Source organism: Natronolimnobius baerhuensis, from assembly GCF_002177135.1.
Lineage (GTDB): Archaea > Halobacteriota > Halobacteria > Halobacteriales > Natrialbaceae > Natronolimnobius > Natronolimnobius baerhuensis.
In genome coordinates this window covers 245467-262098 of sequence record NZ_MWPH01000004.1, presented here as the reverse complement: position 1 = coordinate 262098, position 16632 = coordinate 245467, and the positions used below count along the sequence as shown (strand labels likewise).

The following is a 16632-nucleotide window of genomic DNA, read 5'->3' as shown; positions in this document are numbered from 1 at the left end:
CTGACGTTCCTCGAGAAGTGTATCGCGCTTGGGTACTGTTCAACTGGATTCGCCCAACAGCTTAGACGCCGGGGATAAGCTCGAGCATCCCGGTCGCATACAGTGCGGCGAGGACGACTGCTGCGACGAGTCCGACGCGGACGGCGAGTTTGATTGCGATGCGGATGGCGATAACGGCGACCGCAAATGCGGCGAGGGCAGCGAGGGCAAGCAACACCGTCGACCCCGTGAATGGTTCGAGCATATACCAGTCCCTGTACTGGAAGGACGTAATCTTTCTGGATATCCTGACAACCACAGATAGTTATCATTCGGTCTGTGTTCGGCCCGTCTGAGACAGAGTACGGTACGCAATAGCACCGCGACCGCAAGACGGCTCGCAGCTGTACCGAACCATCGGTACAGCACGCCGTCTGAAAGAGAAAATCCCCTGCGGAGACGGCGATTCTCCTGTGTTTTGCGTCACTTTCAGTCTGCTCTGATAATCGTTAAGATGGGTGCGCTCGTAGTGATTGTTAGACGCCGAGACGGCCGTCTCGAGGCCGTCGCCCGGACCAACTGTTCAGACCCATCTATACAACTCTGGTTGCGTTATTCCAAGAAAAAGAGGACTACAACACCACGTTTTATGGGTGATGCCTGAATACCGAACCTTCGTCACGAATGATGAGAGCCACGACTCCATATCGACGCCAAACCGTCGGACGACGCCCTGAGTATTGCGAGGTGCGCCGCGCATGAGCAAACACGACCTTTCCGCGGAGGACCTGACCCTCCCCATCAAGCGTACCGATGGCGACACGCTCGAGGAGCGCATGACCGATAATGCCTATCACAACATTCTCCCGGCGCGCTATCTGCGCAAGGACGCCACTGGCGACCTGATCGAGGAACAGGAAGATCTCTTCGACCGCGTCGGCAAGAACATTGCACTCGCCGAAGCCGTCTACGAGGCCGAGAAACAGGACCTCGAGGTCACGGTCACGCCGGACCAGCTCAAGCCGGATCACCCGCGCCGCGACGAACTCGCCGCGGAGGTCTTCGGCGAGGGGACAACGGCAGACGACGACGTTGAGACGGTACTGACGGAACACAACGTCAACAAGTTCGCCTACGAGACTGTCGTCCCCGAACTTCCGGACACAGTCCGCGACCATGTCGAAGACGTCGCCGAGACGTTTACTGAGGGCATGTCGGAGCTGTCCTTTATGCCGAACTCGCCGACGCTGATGAACGCTGGCGACGAGCTTCAGCAGCTCTCGGCGTGTTTCGTGATGTCTCCCGACGACGACCTCTCGGATATTCACGAGACCGCCAAGAAGGCCGCCGAGGTCTTCCAGTCCGGCGGCGGCGTCGGCTACGGCTTCTGGCAACTCCGCCCCTTTGGCGACGCAGTCGGTTCGACCGGCGGCATCGCCTCTGGACCAATCACCTTCATGCGGACCTACGACCAGCTCTGTGAGACTATCGCCCAGGGTGGCACCCGACGCGGTGCCCAGATGGGCATCATGCGTGTCTCTCACCCCGACGTCATCGAGTTTATCCACGCCAAGAACAAGGACGTCTCGCTCGCCCACACGCTGCGTCTGAACGACCCAGACGACTACACTTACACCTCCTTCAGCGAAGCACTCGAGGAGTCACGCAGCCTCATCGACGAGGACGGACGTGTTCCAAAGCACCTCCGGAACGCCGTCGAAGGCCATCTCTCTAATTTCAATATCTCTGTCGGCGTCACGGACGCGTTCATGGAAGCCGTCCAGAACGGCGAGGAGTTCACCTTCACGAACCCACGCACCGAGGAACCACATATCGCCACCGAAGAGACCAAAGAGATGTACAGCCGCTACGACCTCGGCGAACACGTCGAGGTCGGCGAGCCGCTGTCGATTCCCGCCGAACTCATCTTCGAGCGTATCGTCGAGGGCGCCCACGAAAACGGCGAACCCGGCGTCATCTACCTCGAGCGAGTGAACAAACAGCACTCCTTTGACGTCGAGGCTGAGCCGGACCACCGCATTCTGGCGACCAACCCGTGTGGCGAGCAGCCACTCGAGGAGAACGAAGCCTGCAACCTCGGCCACATCAATCTCTCGACGCTTGCGGATCAGGGCGCTCCTGACTGGCGTGTCTGGTCCGAGGAACACGCAGACGAGTACGACACCTTCGAGGATGCCGTCGACGCCTTCCTCGAGGAGGCAATCGATTACGCCGAGTTCGACGAGCGCATCGAGTACGGGACTCGATTCCTCGAGAACGTCGTCACGATGTCCGATTTCCCGGTCGAGGAAATCGAGCAGACGGTCCGTGACATGCGTAAGATCGGACTGGGTATCATGGGTCTTGCCCAGCTGTACATCCAACTGGGCATCAAGTACGGCAGCGACGAAGGGAACGAAGTCGCCCGCCAGCTGATGACTCATATTAACCACGGCGCGAAGGCCAAGAGCCACGAACTCGCGACCGAGCGCGGCTCCTTTGCTGACTGGGACGAGTCCAAGTACGCAAACCCGACCGAGTACCGCGAGTGGTTCGAACACCAGACCGGTGAGGACGCCGATGACTGGGAAGGTGGCTTCCCAATTCGGAACCACAACGTCACCACAATCGCCCCGACCGGGACGACCTCGATGGTCGGCAATACGACCGGCGGCTGTGAGCCGATTTACAACGTTGCCTACTACAAGAACGTCACTGACGACGTCCAGGGCGACGAGATGCTCGTCGAGTTCGACGACTACTTCCTGCGTACCTTAGAGGACAACGACATCGACGTCGACGCTGTCAAAGAGGAGGCTCAAGAGCAGATGGCCACCAACCAGTTCGACGGCGTCGAAGGCCTCTCGACCGTGCCGGACGCCATCGGTGAACTGTTCGTCATCACGAGCGACCTCTCGGCCAAACAACACGCTGCAGTGCAGTGTGCCGCACAGGCCGGCGTCGACTCCGCCATTTCGAAAACGGTCAACGCACCGAATGACTCCACGCTCGAGGATGCAAAGGAAGTCTTCGAGTGGGTCTACGAGAACGGCGGCAAGGGCGTCACCTACTACCGCGACGGCACCCGCTCGAAGCAGGTGCTGACGACGCGTGCGGACAACGCCGACTTCGCCGACGAGACCGAAGCCGCGGAAACACTCGTCGAACAGATCGACGATATCTTCGGCGGTCTCGAGCAGTTCCTCGAGAGCGATGAAGTCCGAGACGTCCTCGAGGAGGACGTCGGCGGACTGCTCGACAACGATCAGGTTATGGTCGACTTCACCGAGAAGCGCGAGCGACCCGACGCGCTGCAGGGTGTCAGCCAGCGCATCGACACCGGCTACGGCAAGGTCTACGTGACGATTAACGAGGATCCAGAGACGGGACAGCCGTTCGAGCTGTTCGCGAACATCGGCCACTCCGGTGGCTTTACGAACTCCTTTACCGAGGCGCTCGCGAAGGTTATCTCGACCTCGCTGCGCTCCGGTGTCGACCCCGAGGAGATCGTCGACGAACTCTGTGGGACGCGCAGTCCGAAAGTCGCCTGGGACAAGGGCGAACAGATCCAGTCGATTCCGGACGCCATCGGCACCGCAATGCGCCGGTACCTTGATAACGAGATCGACAAGCCGTACCCGACTCAGCAGACACTCGAGGATGCGGCAGACGCAAGCACTGAAGCCGACTTCGACGGACCACAGACTGATGGTGGCGCGGCCGCCGCACAGGGCGGCGCTAACGCCGACGACGACGCAACACAGGACCTCATTGACGCCGGTGAGTCGCCGGAGTGTCCCGACTGTGGATCGCTCTCGCTGTACTTCTCTGAAGGCTGCAAGACGTGCGAGAGCTGTGGCTGGAGCGAGTGCTGAGCAAGACGACTGAGAACGACCACTGACGGCGACTGCGTTTGTCGTCCGAACTGCGTTTTATTTCCGAGCGTAACAGCACGCGTCAACGAAGAACTTAGCATCCGTCCCGCTCGAGAGAGATGTATGTCGGACGACGTTGGCGGGCGGCCGTGTCCACGGTGTGAGCAGCCGATGTTCAAGCGCCACTGCAAGTACGTCTGCCCGCAACACGGCGTAATTTACGACTGTGCGGATACGTTCTGGTAGCGAGCCGTCAGATCTGCCAGAACCTATTTATCCGCCAGTACCCCTGCATTGAACGATGCGACTGTCTACGGGCGTTCCGGGCTTCGACGAATTGGTCGACGGCGGGCTCTTACGAGACCGTCTCTACATCGTCAGCGGGCCGCCCGGCAGCGGCAAGACGACGTTTTGCTCGCAGTTTCTCACGAAGGGAATCTTCGAGGGCGAGACGGCGCTGTACGTCAGCATGCACGAATCCGAAAGCGAAATCGTCCGCGACATGACGAACTTCGAGTTCGGCTTCGATCAGGCGGTGAACTCGGGGAAACTGAAGTTCATGGACGTCTTCGAGAGCGAGACCAAACGATTCCTCGCCTCCTCGAGAGGCACTGGTGACTCGCCCGATAGCGTCGAGAACCTCTCGAACAAACTCGTCTCGTTTATCGAGTCGAACAACATCGACCGCGTCGTCATCGACTCGACGATGTTGCTCGAGTACTTCTTCTCGAGCGAGGTCGAACAACTGATTACGTTTCTCACGCGGCTGAAACGCGCCAATGCGACGATTCTCCTGATTTCGGAGATGACCGATCCGACCTCCTACTCGGATGGCCACTATCTCGCCCACGGCGTGATCTTCATGCACAACTACCTCGAGTCGGGTGGCATGACCCGTGGCGTCCAGATCATCAAGATGCGGGGGACGAAAATCGACTGTAATATTCGCCCGGTCGAGTTCTCCGAGCGCGGACTGCACGTGCATCCGAACGAAACGGTCCAGACCTAATGATGTACGAACGGACGTTCGGAACCGACTGGGAGCACCTCGAGAATCGCGATGAAATCCTCTGGCGGGCGTTCGCGCTCGGAGTTGCAGAGTGTCTGGGTGCAGACCACCCCGACGAACTCGAGCGACTTGCTGATGAGACAGAGACGACCTACGACCGGAGTTTTACCGAACTGGCCTATCAAAAAGGACGCCAGCGTGTTCGCCAACTCGAGGGTAAGGGGTCGGCCCAGATCTGGCAGGAGGTAGTCGAAGAGCAGTCGGAACTGGATCTCTGGGCTGAGCCGGAGTCGACAGTCGACCCGACGACTGACGGCGAAGACGAGACAGGACTGCCGGATTCGTTACAGGGGTTTCGAGCGGACACGTTGCCAGCCGATAGTACGGAACGGGTTCAACGACCGACGTTCCTCGAGCGCGAGAGTCCAAAACGACGTCGTCACCGGGCGATCCGTGAATCCGTCTCGCGGTCACTGTCTGGCGACTCGAGTGACAGTGACGAGAGCGACGACGGGTCAGAGTAACTCGACACCAGTTTTGATATCGTACTGACGTTCGATTAGCCGTCGGTCGACCGACTCGAGGCGGCGTGAGTTCGTTTCTGGAGGAGTCGATAGGCTGGCCCAGCGAGCAAGACAGCCGCGGCGAGGCCACAGGCGACCGACAGGGCGACGCCGAGTTCGCCGAGGCCGTTCGTCGTGACGGTCGCGGCTGAGGCACCCACGACGACTGCTGCGACCGTCCATGGGAGTTCGCCGAGTATCGTCCCGGCGAGAAAGTGCCGGAGTCGGACGCCGCTCACTGCTGCCGCACACGTCGAGATATCGGAGGGAATCGGCGCGAGTCGTGCGGCCGTTACCCCGCGAATTGGGCCAGCCGTCTCGAAATACCGGACAACAACAACGCCCGCCCGCTCGAGTGTTCGGTCGGCGAAGCCGTTGGTCGCGTTACTCGAGCAGGATGGCTGTGTCGGCGTCGATTCAGTCGGTGATGTCTCATTTTCGTCTGTTGGGGTGGCTTCGTCGCTGCTGGTTACCCACCGTGCCACAAGAAAGACCGGCAACACGGTCGCGGTTAGCCCGACGAGTGCAATTGGAATGCCGAGTGTCACACCGAAGCCGTAGCCGACGACGACCGCGAGCGGGGTTGTCGGCCAGGCGAGCAGCGGCCGAATCGCATACAGTCCAGCAACGACGAATCCAAACACCACTGGATCAGCCGCAAGGGACTCGAGCGTGCCCATGACGACACTGGGGGAGACGATCAGTCCGGCGGTGACGAGCGCAGCGGCGACGACGACTCCGGCGAGGACGCGCGTCGACACTGTTGACCCCAGTACGGACATCGAGCGCAGTTTCGCCTCGAGTAATGAATCTTTTGTGCCTCGTTGCTGGCGACGGTGCGGCGCAACGTTTATTCGTCACGCCACGACAGCACTCATCGATGGGGAGCGATCCCGGGCGCGACGGCGACGGTACGGGCGAGGATGACCGCACCGATCCCAATGAGACACGCACAGCAAGCGAGGCGAGCGGAGCCACTGCAGCCGACGACGACCGCGTTGTACTCGGCCTTGCACTCCTCGAGCGCCTCGAGCACGAGTCGCTGTCGCTTGCTGACGTCGTCGACCGAATCGAGACGGTGACGAGCGATCCGACAGTGACGCGGACGATCCTCGATCAGGCCGAACTGCGCGGGATTATCGAACGCGACGATGGTATTGTCCGTCCGAAAAGCCGCCAGTACGTCAGTTTCGAACAGGACGTCATCACGAAAGAGGGAGACTTCTCGTGTCAGCGCTGTGGCTCGGGACTCTCGACAGGCCACTTCATTAACCTCGAGGCGGGTGAACTGGGGCCGTTTGGCTCGTCGTGTATTCGGAAGGTCACCGGCAGAGAATAGCGGCTCTCGGGGTTTCAGCGTGCTATCGGCCGTGTCGGAGTTCTTCGATCAACTGCTCGATTGTCTGTTGTTGTTGCTCGAGTAGTTCGTTCTGTTGCTCGACGGTCGTCTCGAGTGCGTCGAGTCGCTCGAGAACGGCCGGATCTGCTGTTGAAGACGTGGAGTCGGTCGGTGAGGACTCTCCAGCGGTCTCAGTCGAAACGACTGCTGGTTCCTCGGTCGTCGAACTCGACTCCGAGTCTGGGTCTGCGCTCGAGTCGTCGGTATCCCACGCGGACGCTGTGCTGTCGGAGTCCTCAAAGAAGGATCCGGTTTCGGTGGGCTCGCTCTCATCAGCCGAGTCAGTTGTGGGCGCTGTAGGCTGAGAATTCGTCTCTGGCGTGTCACCAGTGGCCGATGTCTGTGCGCTGGCCGAGTCGTCGCTGTCCTCTCGTCGAGCGTCAATGGACGCTGGAACGGCCGAATCCGCCGCTGCTGTGTCAGCTGAGGCGTCGTCGCGCTCGTCTGTGGCTGGTGCCTCGCGCTCGAGTTCCGGTTCTGGCGTTGGTGCTGTGTCCACGTCGCCGACTGACTCGTGGTCGTCTAGCTCCGGCGGGTTCGCATCGAGTGGGTCGACGCCGCTACCGAACTCCATCGTGCTCCCGGACGAATCCTCGTCCACATCGTCCTCATCATCGCCGATAGCGTCGTTGAGTTCTTCGAGGTCCCCGACGCCGTGGTAGTCAAACAGTGCGCGTTGGAGTCGTTCGCGAAGGTCGTTGGCCTCATCGTTTGGCGCTTTGATCCGCTGTGGGCGACCATCGACCGCGAGGACGACTTGCGTGGCGACACTACCGTCTTCGAACGAGAGGTTCGTGACGTCTTCGTAGTGGTACTCCTCGTAGTCCTCATCCCAAACGGCGCTGCCGATGTGTTTGACCAGGCGCTCGCTCGTGATGATGATCGTGAGTTCGCTAAAGCGGTAGGTCTTGACAACGGTTTCACCGGGATTCGTGATTCCATTGCCGTTGAGGACGCCTGCGAGAACCGGATGGAGAACGGTGTCCGTCTTGCTCGAAGGAACACTAAACTCGTTTTCGCCCTCGAGTGAGTACTCGAGGCTGAATTTGGTTTTGCGCCGGCCTTCCGAGAGGGTGAGTCGGTCGGCGTTGTGGGGATATTCGTCGACTGATTCGTCTCGCAGGAGACCGTCGGATCGATAGACGAAGGTGCTCGAAGCGGTGATGAAGAGTTCGTCTTCGCCACCGAGTGAGACGCGGGCGGCGATATCTTCGCCCTCGAGGGTAGAGTGGACGATACCGGGAACGCTCATGTATGTCGCGGTTGTTCGTATGGCCCTGTGATAAATCCGTGGGTCCGCGTTACACGCGGAATTCGAATGAGAAGGTTAAAGAGAGAGTCGGCACTACCAAAAACTGAGCCCGGGTGGCTTAGCTGGACATAGCGCCGCACTCATAGGGTTCAGAGATTCGGTGCGGTTTCGCCTTGGAAGCCTCCGTGTCCCCACGAGGACTCATGCCGAGCCTCGGACCTGGGACATGCGGAGATCGAGGGTTCGGAGCCCTCCCCGGGCACTCATCAAATTCTTTACATGCCCGCGTAAGTACCCCTCCCTATTGGGGTGAAAGCGCGGGTTTCGTCACTCTCGGTAGTGACACCGATCAACTACATACAGCGATATCTTCGGCTAACGGAGGTGTGGCGGCATGGTAGCTGGCCGTCGCGAGGCCCGTGGCGTTTCAATCGACGCCACCTACCAGTCGATCACCGAGCGTCCCGAGCTCGAGAAGCAGGCCGAGAAGGTCGAATACGCTAGCGACCCAGAACCACAAGGAGAAGAGCGAACCGAGGGCGTTCCGGAAATTGACTCCGAGGGAGACGACGTCGAACGTCCTGACGTCGACGGCCAGACGACGCTTGAAGACTGGGGGTGGTCAGCGTGACGACCGGCTACGTGGTCAACCTCGACAATGGCCACAACGGCTACTGCTTCGAGAGCCTGGTAGGACTCACCTACTGCGGACGGACGTTCGATCCTGAGGCCGTTGATCGCGAACTCTATGCAATCGGTCGTGACGAGGAACACCCACACAACACACTCTGCTTTGACTGCTCGAAAGCAGACTCTCGCAAAGTCCGCGGCGCTGTGCGAGGTGAGACGGCGTGAGTCCTGGCATCGACTGGGAGTCGATCTTCTGGGAGACACGGGGCTTCCTCGGCCTCGAGGACGACGAGCCTGTTCCACGAACGGAACTCCTCGAGACGGCGAAGGCCAACGGGTGGAGTGAAAGCGAATTCCGCAAAGCGCTGAGTGCAACTGATGCTGTCGAATTCGCGAATGGTGTCGGCAGCGGCCTGCAGTTCGTCGACACTGACGACTCTGTCGAGACGGACGACGCTCCCTCTACGAGCGATATCGGCGGCGATTCTACCGACGACCGGTCGTCTTCGTCCACCTCGAGTGACGACCTCGAGCGTGTTGACCTTGAACTCTCCTCGAGCAGCGAGGGGCACCCGACGAGCCTTCGCGAAGACGGACAGCGCTGGCTGCTCTGGCAGTACCGCGACGACCGGAAGATCCCGCGAAACCCACGCTGGGGACACTCCGAAGACGACGAGGCGACGGCAGGTGAATGGTCACTCGCCGGTGCGAAAGACCCTCGAGCGTGGTTCGAATTCAGTGGTGCGGAACGCTGGACCGACCACGATGGGTCGCTTGGACTCGCGTACTACCTCGTTTCCCCCGATCGCGACGACTGGGATGATGATGAGAAGTACGACTGGGTTGACGTCGACGAAGACGTCCCCGACACGCGCCACGTCGGACTCGCCGACTTCGATAACATCCGCGATCCGGAGACCGGCGAGATCGCCCCGAAAGCCGTCCCATGGCTCGAGCGGTTCGGTGTGACGTTCTGCGAGTGGTCGCCTTCTGGAACTGGTGCACACGCTCTCGGGTCGTTCACGCTCCCAGAGGATGCGAAGGAACTCCACATCGACGTTTCCGATGACGAGTGGCTCGACGCAGAGATCGAAGTCTACCCCGGACGGCGCTACACGACGGTCACCGGCGACAAGATCCCCGGTTCCGCCGACGACATCGAGGACGTCCAGGTAGTGATCGACGCGCTCGTCGACGAACATCCCGACGCCGTCGAGGAAGAGAGTTCGAGTGATGGCGTTCACCATACCGACTACACACCAGCGAAGTCTCGAGAGGAACTCGCGGGCATCGAGATCACGCACGACTATGACGACGTTATCGACGCGGTCAACCAGCTCAAGCCGAGCGACCTCCCGCTGTCGTCGACGTACGTCGCAGACGAGAACAACGACTTTGAGTCGTGGGATCCAGGTTACCGCAACTCGAGCAGCGGACGGTCGCTGAAACACGTCGGAGACGGCCAGTTCATCGACATGAAAAAGATGCACACCGCCTTTGGTGTGCTCCGACTGTTCGCTGCGGAACAGAACATCATCTCCAACCCGTGGGATGACCTTAAAAAGAGCAAGTTCCGGGATGCTGTCGAGCGGGCACGAAACGCCGGTGCACCAATCCCGAAATACGAACCCCCAAGCGATGGATCAGGCGACGGCCGTGCCGTCTCGGCACTCCCAATTGGCCTTCTCGATGCTCTCGAGCCGGATGAACGCCGGCGCTACGCCAAGAAGCGGGGGCTCGAGTGGCCGTCAACCGAGGACGCTCGCGAAGAGCTCTTCGAGACGATTGCCGACGTGATCCGGAACGAAGACGAGCGGATCGTCGATGCCCCGACGTCGCTAGGCAAGTCCTACACGACCGCGTCGACGCGATGGGGCGCTCGCGAAGACATCACCGGTGACCGGCCGGTCGTTCACCTACTCGAGACACGCGACGCCCGCGACGAAGCCGTCGACGTCGCCGAAGAGCACGGCGGGCAGTACCACGTCCTTCTTGGACGCCACGAGGCCTGCCCCGTCTGTGCGGGTGACCACGACGACGAAATCTCGATCAACGGCGAGCCCGCCAGTGAGTGGCTCGACACCCAGTGTAACACTGACGGCAAGGGAATGCCCTTCTCGGCGGCCCATCGCTACCTCGAGGAACACAACGACCAGGGCGTCGAACTACCCTGCGGCGGTGACCGCTGCTCGGCGATCACACAGTGGGAGACCTACCGCGAGGGACCCGACGGTGAGCTCGACTACTGGCCGCTCGTCATCGCGACGCACAACTTCGCGTTCGCACCCGGGCTCCGATCACACAACAACGTCATCGTCGACGAACAACCCAGCTACGCACAGGAGGACCTCACCACCGAACGGATCCGCGACGCCGTCGGTGCCTACCTCCGCGAGATCGACGCCCCGGTTACGACCTGGGAGGCGTTCATCCAACTCTCGCTGCACGACGACTACCAGGGCGACGCTGCGAAAGAGCGCGATGCCCTCGAGGACGTCCTCTACGAAGAGCCCGACCGAGACTGGTACTTCGAGGATCCCGATGCACACACGCTCGCACCTGCGCTCGCGAGAGCTATCTTCCGAGCCGAAGAGCGAGCCAACGGACGTCGATTCGGGAAGACGGGACACGAACCGCCTCGCCTCGAGGCCGGCGTGAGCGATGACGATGACTGGAACCGCGAATGGGTTTCGGTCGTCCTCGACGAGAACAACGACATCCAGACTGTCCGAACTGTTCCCGACTTCGGCGCTGCTCGCTCGGTTGTCGGACTCGATGCCCACCCCGCAGTGCCGCTGTGGCAAGCCAACACCGCCCCGTGGATCAAGACGACCAACGTTCTCGAGCCCGAAGCCCGCCAGCTGTGGCGACGCTACGAGCGTGGGCTCCGTGTCGTCCAGGTCGGCGACGCAACCCGTCCACTGTCTGGTGACAAAGCGCTCGAGTGGCTGAACGAAGACAAACTCGAGGTCCTGCTCGAACAGCTCGTCGAGGAGTACGGCACCCAGTTCCGCACGGCGATCACAACGGGGCAAGTCGAAGACCGCCTCGAGGAGCTGATGGAAGAGTCCGGTTGCCACCGTCCCGAGTTGATGCACTTCGGCGAAGAGAAGTCACGGAACGACTTCGAGCACGAGCGTGTCGGCCTCGTCAACGGCTGCATGGATCCCGGCGACGACTACGTCCTCGACTTGCTGGCCGAACTTGACCTCGAGGCCGAGGTGGAGACCGCCGTCGACGATGCCGGTGAGGAATACCGAGCCCGCGGTCGCGGCTTCGAGGGCAACGACGCTGAAACCGCCCAGGAGATCCTCGCCAGTGTTCGCGAGAACCACATCGCCCAGGCCGCCGGCCGATACGCTCGAGACCCGACCGATCCCGACGTCACGGCGACGGTGTTCGTTCGTACGGATGCGATGCCCGCCGGGTTCGCCGACGTCCAGACACCGGGCGTCGAGTGGGTCTTCACCGACTACCAGGAGGCGATCGTCGAGGAACTCCGCTCGAGTACTGGTGCGAAGACGACACGAGAGATCGCCGACGTCGTCGACTGCAGCAAGGAGCACGTTCGCCAGACGCTCGAGCGCCTCGGCGACGACGGTCACGGTGAACCCGCGGTGCAAGCCATCCCGGAGAGCGGTCCGAACGGAGCGACGCTGTATAGCGACTCAGGACTACCGAATGCAGGCGTTGTAGACATTCACGAATCGCCAACTGACCCCTACTGGAACACTAGTAGGTGGACGTTGGCGATCCGCGACCCAACTACCCCGGACGACGGTGATCTAGGACCCGCAACCGACTCGAGTAATCAGTCGGCTGGTGAATGGGACTGGAAAGCCGGTCCTGATCGGAGTGACTGACGCCTTCAACCGGCGTCTCGAGGCCACGATTGCCCGTCTGCAACCAGCCGCAGCACTCTCCACGAAACGAAGCCCATGAGCCTCCCCGAACATACCACCGACGTCGACGAAGATCTTTCCCCGAGTGCGAAGTACGTTGTATTCGTGCTTGAAGACGCCGACGAATCGCTTTCTCGAAGAAAGCTCCAGAACCGAACAGGACTATCTGAGCGAACAGTCGATAGGGCACTCGATCAACTTGAAAGCAAAAGAATCGCCGAGCGAGTTCGTGACACGAAGGACCTTCGGTGTGTTCGTGTTCGGCTTTTTGACCGAAACTCCTAACGGTCAATACCAAAACATTGTTCGGATATCTTGAATTCATGAATGATATGTGGAAAGAACGACTCCCAGGAAGGAGAATTGAGCAACAGAATTGGGTAGAGCTCCTACTGTTTTTATATTCCCGGGAAGAAAAGTGGGAGACATTCGGTCGTGGAGACCCGGCTATTATTCGATCTGATCATCCCTTAGTCGAAAGAACAAACCTCACTCGTTCGCAAGTGAAGTCAGCGCTGTCATTCCTTGAAAAACAAAATTTAATCGAAGATGATGGGGCTGGGTTTTTTGAACTTACTCCAAAAGGATTTGACGTCGCACATGAACGGGAGATGAACGAACGAGAACTCCGAAATAACAGTCTTATTGCTTTATTGACCGTTGTTCTAGCAGTAGGAGCGCTTGGTCAAACTCTGACTGGATTACAATCTCTTGATCTTTCCCTTCGCTGGCTGCTTCTTGTAGGTGCCTTATTGATGATTATTGGTTACGCACTTGGACGGTTGAGCCTTTCCTAACACGCTTCAACCTGCAAAACCACCCCTTTCAGAGTAACAATCGCCATTCTGGCGCTTACACACGGGCTTATTATCTCCCAACGACTTATCAAAAGGTAATACGATCGCTACAGGGCGTCGAGTCGACGACCGCCGACGTCGTCGACGATGATCACGTCCGCCCTGCAGCGATGCTTTTCTCCAGCCATGTCAACAACGGATTCACCGAGCGGAGACGACCACGTCTCCCCACAACGGGCGTTCGACCGTATCGTCTGGCAGAATAGTCGCTGCTGTAACGGCTGCTTCGAACTCGTCAAAGAGATCGAGGAGGCAACGTTCAGCGGCGGCGTCGATGATCACGACGTCCAGGAGCACCACCGCACACCAGCGGCGACCCTCGAGCCGGACGACCGAATCCTTACCGACGTCGACGGTGGCTCGGGATCGACCCGCCGCGGCGACGCCGGCGACGCCCAGTCGCGCCCCGGCCAGCAGCGGACGTCCATCGCTCGGACGACCTGCCGCAGCTGCTCGCGGATCGGCTGCTGGGCCGACGACGAGACGCTGTCGAAGGTCCAGGCGCTCCGACTGACGACGCCACTCGCCGATCGCCTCGAGGAGGCCGGCCTCGAGTTCGACCGGTCGGTACTCCGTCGAGCGGTCCGACTGTTCAAAGAGCACGAGGACGCCCAGGGGTACGACACCGAGATCTTCCGCCGGAGTGTGAAGCTCGCGGTGAAGCGGGCCTAGCGTGAGCGATGCCATGTCTGTTAAATCGCCACTTGACGATCCGCTGGAACGCGCGAAAGTCGAACTCATCTGTTTGGGGAGAGCACTGATGCCTGACAAAGAGTCGTTCGACCGGACGGTTGCGACGCTAATCCTGTTCGCAGTCTGGTCGGTGATCGTTATTGCGCCGATGTTCTTTCCACGCGCTGAACCCGCACCAGACTGGCTCATGCTCGGAACGACGGCAATCGTCTGGCTGGTGATCGGCCGGCAGTGGGGCCTCGAGGTCGAACGTGTCCTCAACGCGGTCACCAACATCCGCGTGACGACCGACGGTGGCCAGCCTCGAGACGACGACCGGGAGGACTGACTCCATATGACTGACCTGACCATCGACGACGTCGACGAGGACGCCCTGGTCGGCGAGCGCCTCGAGGACGTTCCGAAGATCGCCGCGGACGGCAAGTGCCGGGGTCGGCGAACGGAGGGGCCGAAGGGCGAGAAGGTCTTCGCCGGCTACTGCGGTTCAGCGGCCGGTAAGGAAACCGATCACCTCGGCGAAGGGCGCTGCAAGTTCCACGGCGGCAACAACTCCGGCGACAATGGTCAGGGTGGGTCCGAGGACAACACGAACGCGGTCACGCACGGCGCGTACGCTGACGAGAACTCCTACTACCAGAACGTCCTCGACGAGTCGCTCCAGGAGTTCGTCGACGACGTCTTCGAGGACTACTACGAGCGCTACGAGGAGTTGCACGGCGAGCCTCTGCTCGGAATTGAGGCCGAACTCTTCCGAATCTCGGTCACGCACGCGAAGGATATCGGCCTCGAGCGGTGGGCCAACGGAAAGCCCGAGGGCCTCAAGAGCGGACACCCGCTCGTCGATCAGGAGACGCGCTACACCGAGAACGGCCGCGAGTTCCACAAGTACAAAGAGTCGATTGTCCAGACCGCGCAGAAGCGACTCTCGAACGACCGTCGGCAGTGGCTCAAGGATCTCGGCCTGCTCGAGGATCCCGAGTCACAGAAGGCCGACGCCGTCGGTGATCTGGCGAGCATTATCGCGGAGGACTCATGAGTACCCAAACAGCATCCAGCGGTGGGTCACCGCTCGAGCAGCTTCACCAGGAGTGCAAGGGCCTCCCCCGGTCGGAGCGCGTCGAGATCATCTTCGACTTCGAGCCGACCGACTACCAGGCCGATCTGCTCGATCACCTCGAGCAAGCCGACAAGGGACGGGCCGCTCCGCAGAAAGGACGTCAGGTCGGCGCAACGCTGACTGCCGGTGTGGTCGGGGCCGACCATGCGCTCTGGGCACCGATGCTCGTTGGCGAACCGACGGACGTCCTCTTCGCGGCGCCGGGCCAGGAGACCGCCGACGAGATGTTCGAGGAAGCGAAGCAGCGCTTCAAAAAAGGTCCGCTCACGCTTGAGCAGTACGGGGTCGTCAAGAAAAACGAGCAGACGTGGAAGTTCTCGAGTGGGACCCGGATGCTCTCGCGCACCCTGGGGAATGTCGGCCAGGAGGACCAGCCCGGCAACCGTGGTAAGAACCCGACGTGCGTCATCGTCGACGAGGCGGCCTACGAGAAGGATGTCGTCTACGAGGAAGAGATTGAGCAGTTCTTCATCACCCACCCGGTGTTCGAGTACGTCCTCTTCTCGACGCCAGCGGGCAAATCGGGCTACTTCTACGCAAAGGTCGAACACGACGACGACTGGTTCTCGCCACACTGGCCGACGCGGATCAGCCCGTACGCCCAAGAGGACTACATCGAAGAGCAGCGCGAGAAGCTCGACTCCGAGACGTTCGCCCAAGAGTACGAGGGTAAGTTCGCCGAGGATGGCGGATCGGCGATCCCGCACGACACACTGATCCCGAACATCAAGCCCGACCGGCGGTTCGACAATTCGCACGGTCGGTTCCTCGGAGTCGATCCCGCACGGGGCGGCAAAGACGAGATGGTCGTCTTCGATCTCGACGCCACTGGAGTCTGTTGGAGTGTGTGGGCGTTCGAGACGATGGATGGCCCCCGCTTCGTCGAACTCCTCGAGATCCTGCACCAGCAAAAGGCCGACCTCGAGTACTGGGATGCGATCCCTGCACCGGAGGTCGGCACTGGTCGGACACCGGCGTCGGGCTACCAGACGATCCTCATCGAAGAGAACGGTGTCGGTGGATTCGCTGCCGACTTCGCCGAAGCCGGCCTGGGCGACGTCGTCAAGGTGGTCAACAGCACCAACGAGACGAAGCAGAACATCTACCAGCGCCTGATCAAGGATCTCGAGGCCGAGTCACTGGCGCTGCCAAACCACGACAAACTCGAGCGCCAGGTGACGAAACTCGAGAAGTCGTTCACGCCGACTGGGAAGGCGAAGTACTCCGCGCCGGCTGGCAAGCACGACGACTGGCCGGACGGGATGGCCTTCGCGAACTGGGCTCGCCACGGTGGCGGTGATCCGCTCGATGATGGGAACGACAAGCTCGACTCGCTCCCCTGGAGGTCCTAACTTT

The 16632-nt window shown here is 60.6% G+C and carries 16 protein-coding genes and 1 tRNA gene; 14 read left to right on the top strand and 3 right to left on the bottom strand.

The window, feature by feature from the left end; all coding sequences use genetic code 11:
- Positions 1-61: 61 nt before the first annotated feature.
- Positions 62-244: a hypothetical protein gene (locus tag B2G88_RS17560; RefSeq protein ID WP_054862729.1), complete on the bottom strand. Its 183-nt coding sequence runs from the start codon at positions 242-244 to the stop codon at positions 62-64.
- 493 nt (positions 245-737) lie between these two features.
- Here B2G88_RS17560 and B2G88_RS17555 point away from each other — a divergent pair, with 493 nt between their 5' ends.
- From B2G88_RS17555 to B2G88_RS17545, 4 genes are all read left to right on the top strand, one after another.
- Complete coding sequence (locus B2G88_RS17555) at positions 738-3854, top strand: adenosylcobalamin-dependent ribonucleoside-diphosphate reductase (protein WP_087715532.1); 3117 nt, start codon at positions 738-740, stop codon at positions 3852-3854.
- A gap of 123 nt (positions 3855-3977) precedes the next feature.
- Complete coding sequence (locus B2G88_RS20095; RefSeq protein WP_281253896.1) at positions 3978-4100, top strand: HVO_2523 family zinc finger protein; 123 nt, start codon at positions 3978-3980, stop codon at positions 4098-4100.
- Positions 4101-4155: 55 nt separating this feature from the next.
- Complete coding sequence (locus tag B2G88_RS17550; protein WP_054862730.1) at positions 4156-4863, top strand: RAD55 family ATPase; 708 nt, start codon at positions 4156-4158, stop codon at positions 4861-4863.
- The gene (locus tag B2G88_RS17545) at positions 4863-5387 is read left to right on the top strand and encodes a hypothetical protein (protein ID WP_054862731.1); all 525 of its coding nucleotides are present in this window, start codon (positions 4863-4865) and stop codon (positions 5385-5387) included. The genes B2G88_RS17550 and B2G88_RS17545 overlap by 1 nt, the downstream gene beginning before the upstream one ends.
- Before the next feature lie 35 nt (positions 5388-5422).
- Here B2G88_RS17545 and B2G88_RS17540 read toward each other — a convergent pair whose 3' ends face one another.
- Positions 5423-6208 (bottom strand): TVP38/TMEM64 family protein, encoded by a 786-nt coding sequence (locus B2G88_RS17540; protein WP_054862732.1) that lies wholly within the window; start codon positions 6206-6208, stop codon positions 5423-5425.
- A gap of 98 nt (positions 6209-6306) precedes the next feature.
- On the opposite strand from B2G88_RS17540, the gene B2G88_RS17535 reads away from it, so the two are divergent.
- Positions 6307-6765 (top strand): DUF5830 family protein, encoded by a 459-nt coding sequence (locus B2G88_RS17535; protein WP_087715531.1) that lies wholly within the window; start codon positions 6307-6309, stop codon positions 6763-6765.
- Positions 6766-6787: 22 nt separating this feature from the next.
- Here B2G88_RS17535 and B2G88_RS17530 read toward each other — a convergent pair whose 3' ends face one another.
- Positions 6788-8077: a DUF7115 domain-containing protein gene (locus B2G88_RS17530; RefSeq protein ID WP_087715530.1), complete on the bottom strand. Its 1290-nt coding sequence runs from the start codon at positions 8075-8077 to the stop codon at positions 6788-6790.
- A 107-nt stretch (positions 8078-8184) separates the two neighbouring features.
- On the opposite strand from B2G88_RS17530, the gene B2G88_RS19745 reads away from it, so the two are divergent.
- From B2G88_RS19745 to B2G88_RS17490, 9 genes are all read left to right on the top strand, one after another.
- Positions 8185-8339: transfer RNA gene (locus B2G88_RS19745), tRNA-Met, on the top strand.
- 132 nt (positions 8340-8471) lie between these two features.
- Positions 8472-8708: a hypothetical protein gene (locus B2G88_RS17525; RefSeq protein WP_054862735.1), complete on the top strand. Its 237-nt coding sequence runs from the start codon at positions 8472-8474 to the stop codon at positions 8706-8708.
- The gene (locus B2G88_RS17520; RefSeq protein ID WP_087715568.1) at positions 8705-8932 is read left to right on the top strand and encodes a hypothetical protein; all 228 of its coding nucleotides are present in this window, start codon (positions 8705-8707) and stop codon (positions 8930-8932) included. The genes B2G88_RS17525 and B2G88_RS17520 overlap by 4 nt, the downstream gene beginning before the upstream one ends.
- Positions 8929-12570 carry a hypothetical protein gene (locus tag B2G88_RS17515; RefSeq protein WP_245835433.1) on the top strand — a complete coding sequence of 1214 codons (3642 nt, stop codon included), beginning with the start codon at positions 8929-8931 and terminating at the stop codon, positions 12568-12570. Before B2G88_RS17520 ends, B2G88_RS17515 begins: the two co-directional genes overlap by 4 nt.
- A gap of 371 nt (positions 12571-12941) precedes the next feature.
- The gene (locus tag B2G88_RS19260; RefSeq protein ID WP_140408905.1) at positions 12942-13406 is read left to right on the top strand and encodes a hypothetical protein; all 465 of its coding nucleotides are present in this window, start codon (positions 12942-12944) and stop codon (positions 13404-13406) included.
- A gap of 186 nt (positions 13407-13592) precedes the next feature.
- Complete coding sequence (locus B2G88_RS17505) at positions 13593-14138, top strand: hypothetical protein (RefSeq protein ID WP_087715529.1); 546 nt, start codon at positions 13593-13595, stop codon at positions 14136-14138.
- 88 nt (positions 14139-14226) lie between these two features.
- Positions 14227-14487, top strand: a complete 261-nt coding sequence (locus B2G88_RS17500; RefSeq protein ID WP_245835431.1) for a hypothetical protein — start codon at positions 14227-14229, stop codon at positions 14485-14487.
- 6 nt (positions 14488-14493) lie between these two features.
- Positions 14494-15195: a hypothetical protein gene (locus B2G88_RS17495; protein WP_087715528.1), complete on the top strand. Its 702-nt coding sequence runs from the start codon at positions 14494-14496 to the stop codon at positions 15193-15195.
- Positions 15192-16628 carry a terminase large subunit domain-containing protein gene (locus B2G88_RS17490; protein WP_087715527.1) on the top strand — a complete coding sequence of 479 codons (1437 nt, stop codon included), beginning with the start codon at positions 15192-15194 and terminating at the stop codon, positions 16626-16628. The genes B2G88_RS17495 and B2G88_RS17490 overlap by 4 nt, the downstream gene beginning before the upstream one ends.
- Positions 16629-16632: the final 4 nt, after the last annotated feature.

Excerpts from the sequence above, each read along its gene's own strand:
- B2G88_RS19260 (WP_140408905.1), top strand. The coding sequence starts at position 12,942 with ATGTGGAAAGAACGACTCCCAGGAAGGAGAATTGAGCAACAGAATTGG.
- B2G88_RS17495 (WP_087715528.1), top strand. The coding sequence starts at position 14,494 with ATGACTGACCTGACCATCGACGACGTCGACGAGGACGCCCTGGTCGGC.
- B2G88_RS17555 (WP_087715532.1), top strand. The coding sequence starts at position 738 with ATGAGCAAACACGACCTTTCCGCGGAGGACCTGACCCTCCCCATCAAG.
- B2G88_RS17530 (WP_087715530.1), bottom strand. The coding sequence starts at position 8,077 with ATGAGCGTTCCCGGTATCGTCCACTCTACCCTCGAGGGCGAAGATATC.
- B2G88_RS17550 (WP_054862730.1), top strand. The coding sequence starts at position 4,156 with ATGCGACTGTCTACGGGCGTTCCGGGCTTCGACGAATTGGTCGACGGC.
- B2G88_RS17545 (WP_054862731.1), top strand. The coding sequence starts at position 4,863 with ATGATGTACGAACGGACGTTCGGAACCGACTGGGAGCACCTCGAGAAT.
- B2G88_RS17490 (WP_087715527.1), top strand. The coding sequence starts at position 15,192 with ATGAGTACCCAAACAGCATCCAGCGGTGGGTCACCGCTCGAGCAGCTT.
- B2G88_RS17525 (WP_054862735.1), top strand. The coding sequence starts at position 8,472 with ATGGTAGCTGGCCGTCGCGAGGCCCGTGGCGTTTCAATCGACGCCACC.
- B2G88_RS17560 (WP_054862729.1), bottom strand. The coding sequence starts at position 244 with ATGCTCGAACCATTCACGGGGTCGACGGTGTTGCTTGCCCTCGCTGCC.
- B2G88_RS20095 (WP_281253896.1), top strand. The coding sequence starts at position 3,978 with ATGTCGGACGACGTTGGCGGGCGGCCGTGTCCACGGTGTGAGCAGCCG.
- B2G88_RS17540 (WP_054862732.1), bottom strand. The coding sequence starts at position 6,208 with ATGTCCGTACTGGGGTCAACAGTGTCGACGCGCGTCCTCGCCGGAGTC.
- B2G88_RS17500 (WP_245835431.1), top strand. The coding sequence starts at position 14,227 with ATGCCTGACAAAGAGTCGTTCGACCGGACGGTTGCGACGCTAATCCTG.
- B2G88_RS17535 (WP_087715531.1), top strand. The coding sequence starts at position 6,307 with ATGGGGAGCGATCCCGGGCGCGACGGCGACGGTACGGGCGAGGATGAC.
- B2G88_RS17505 (WP_087715529.1), top strand. The coding sequence starts at position 13,593 with ATGTCAACAACGGATTCACCGAGCGGAGACGACCACGTCTCCCCACAA.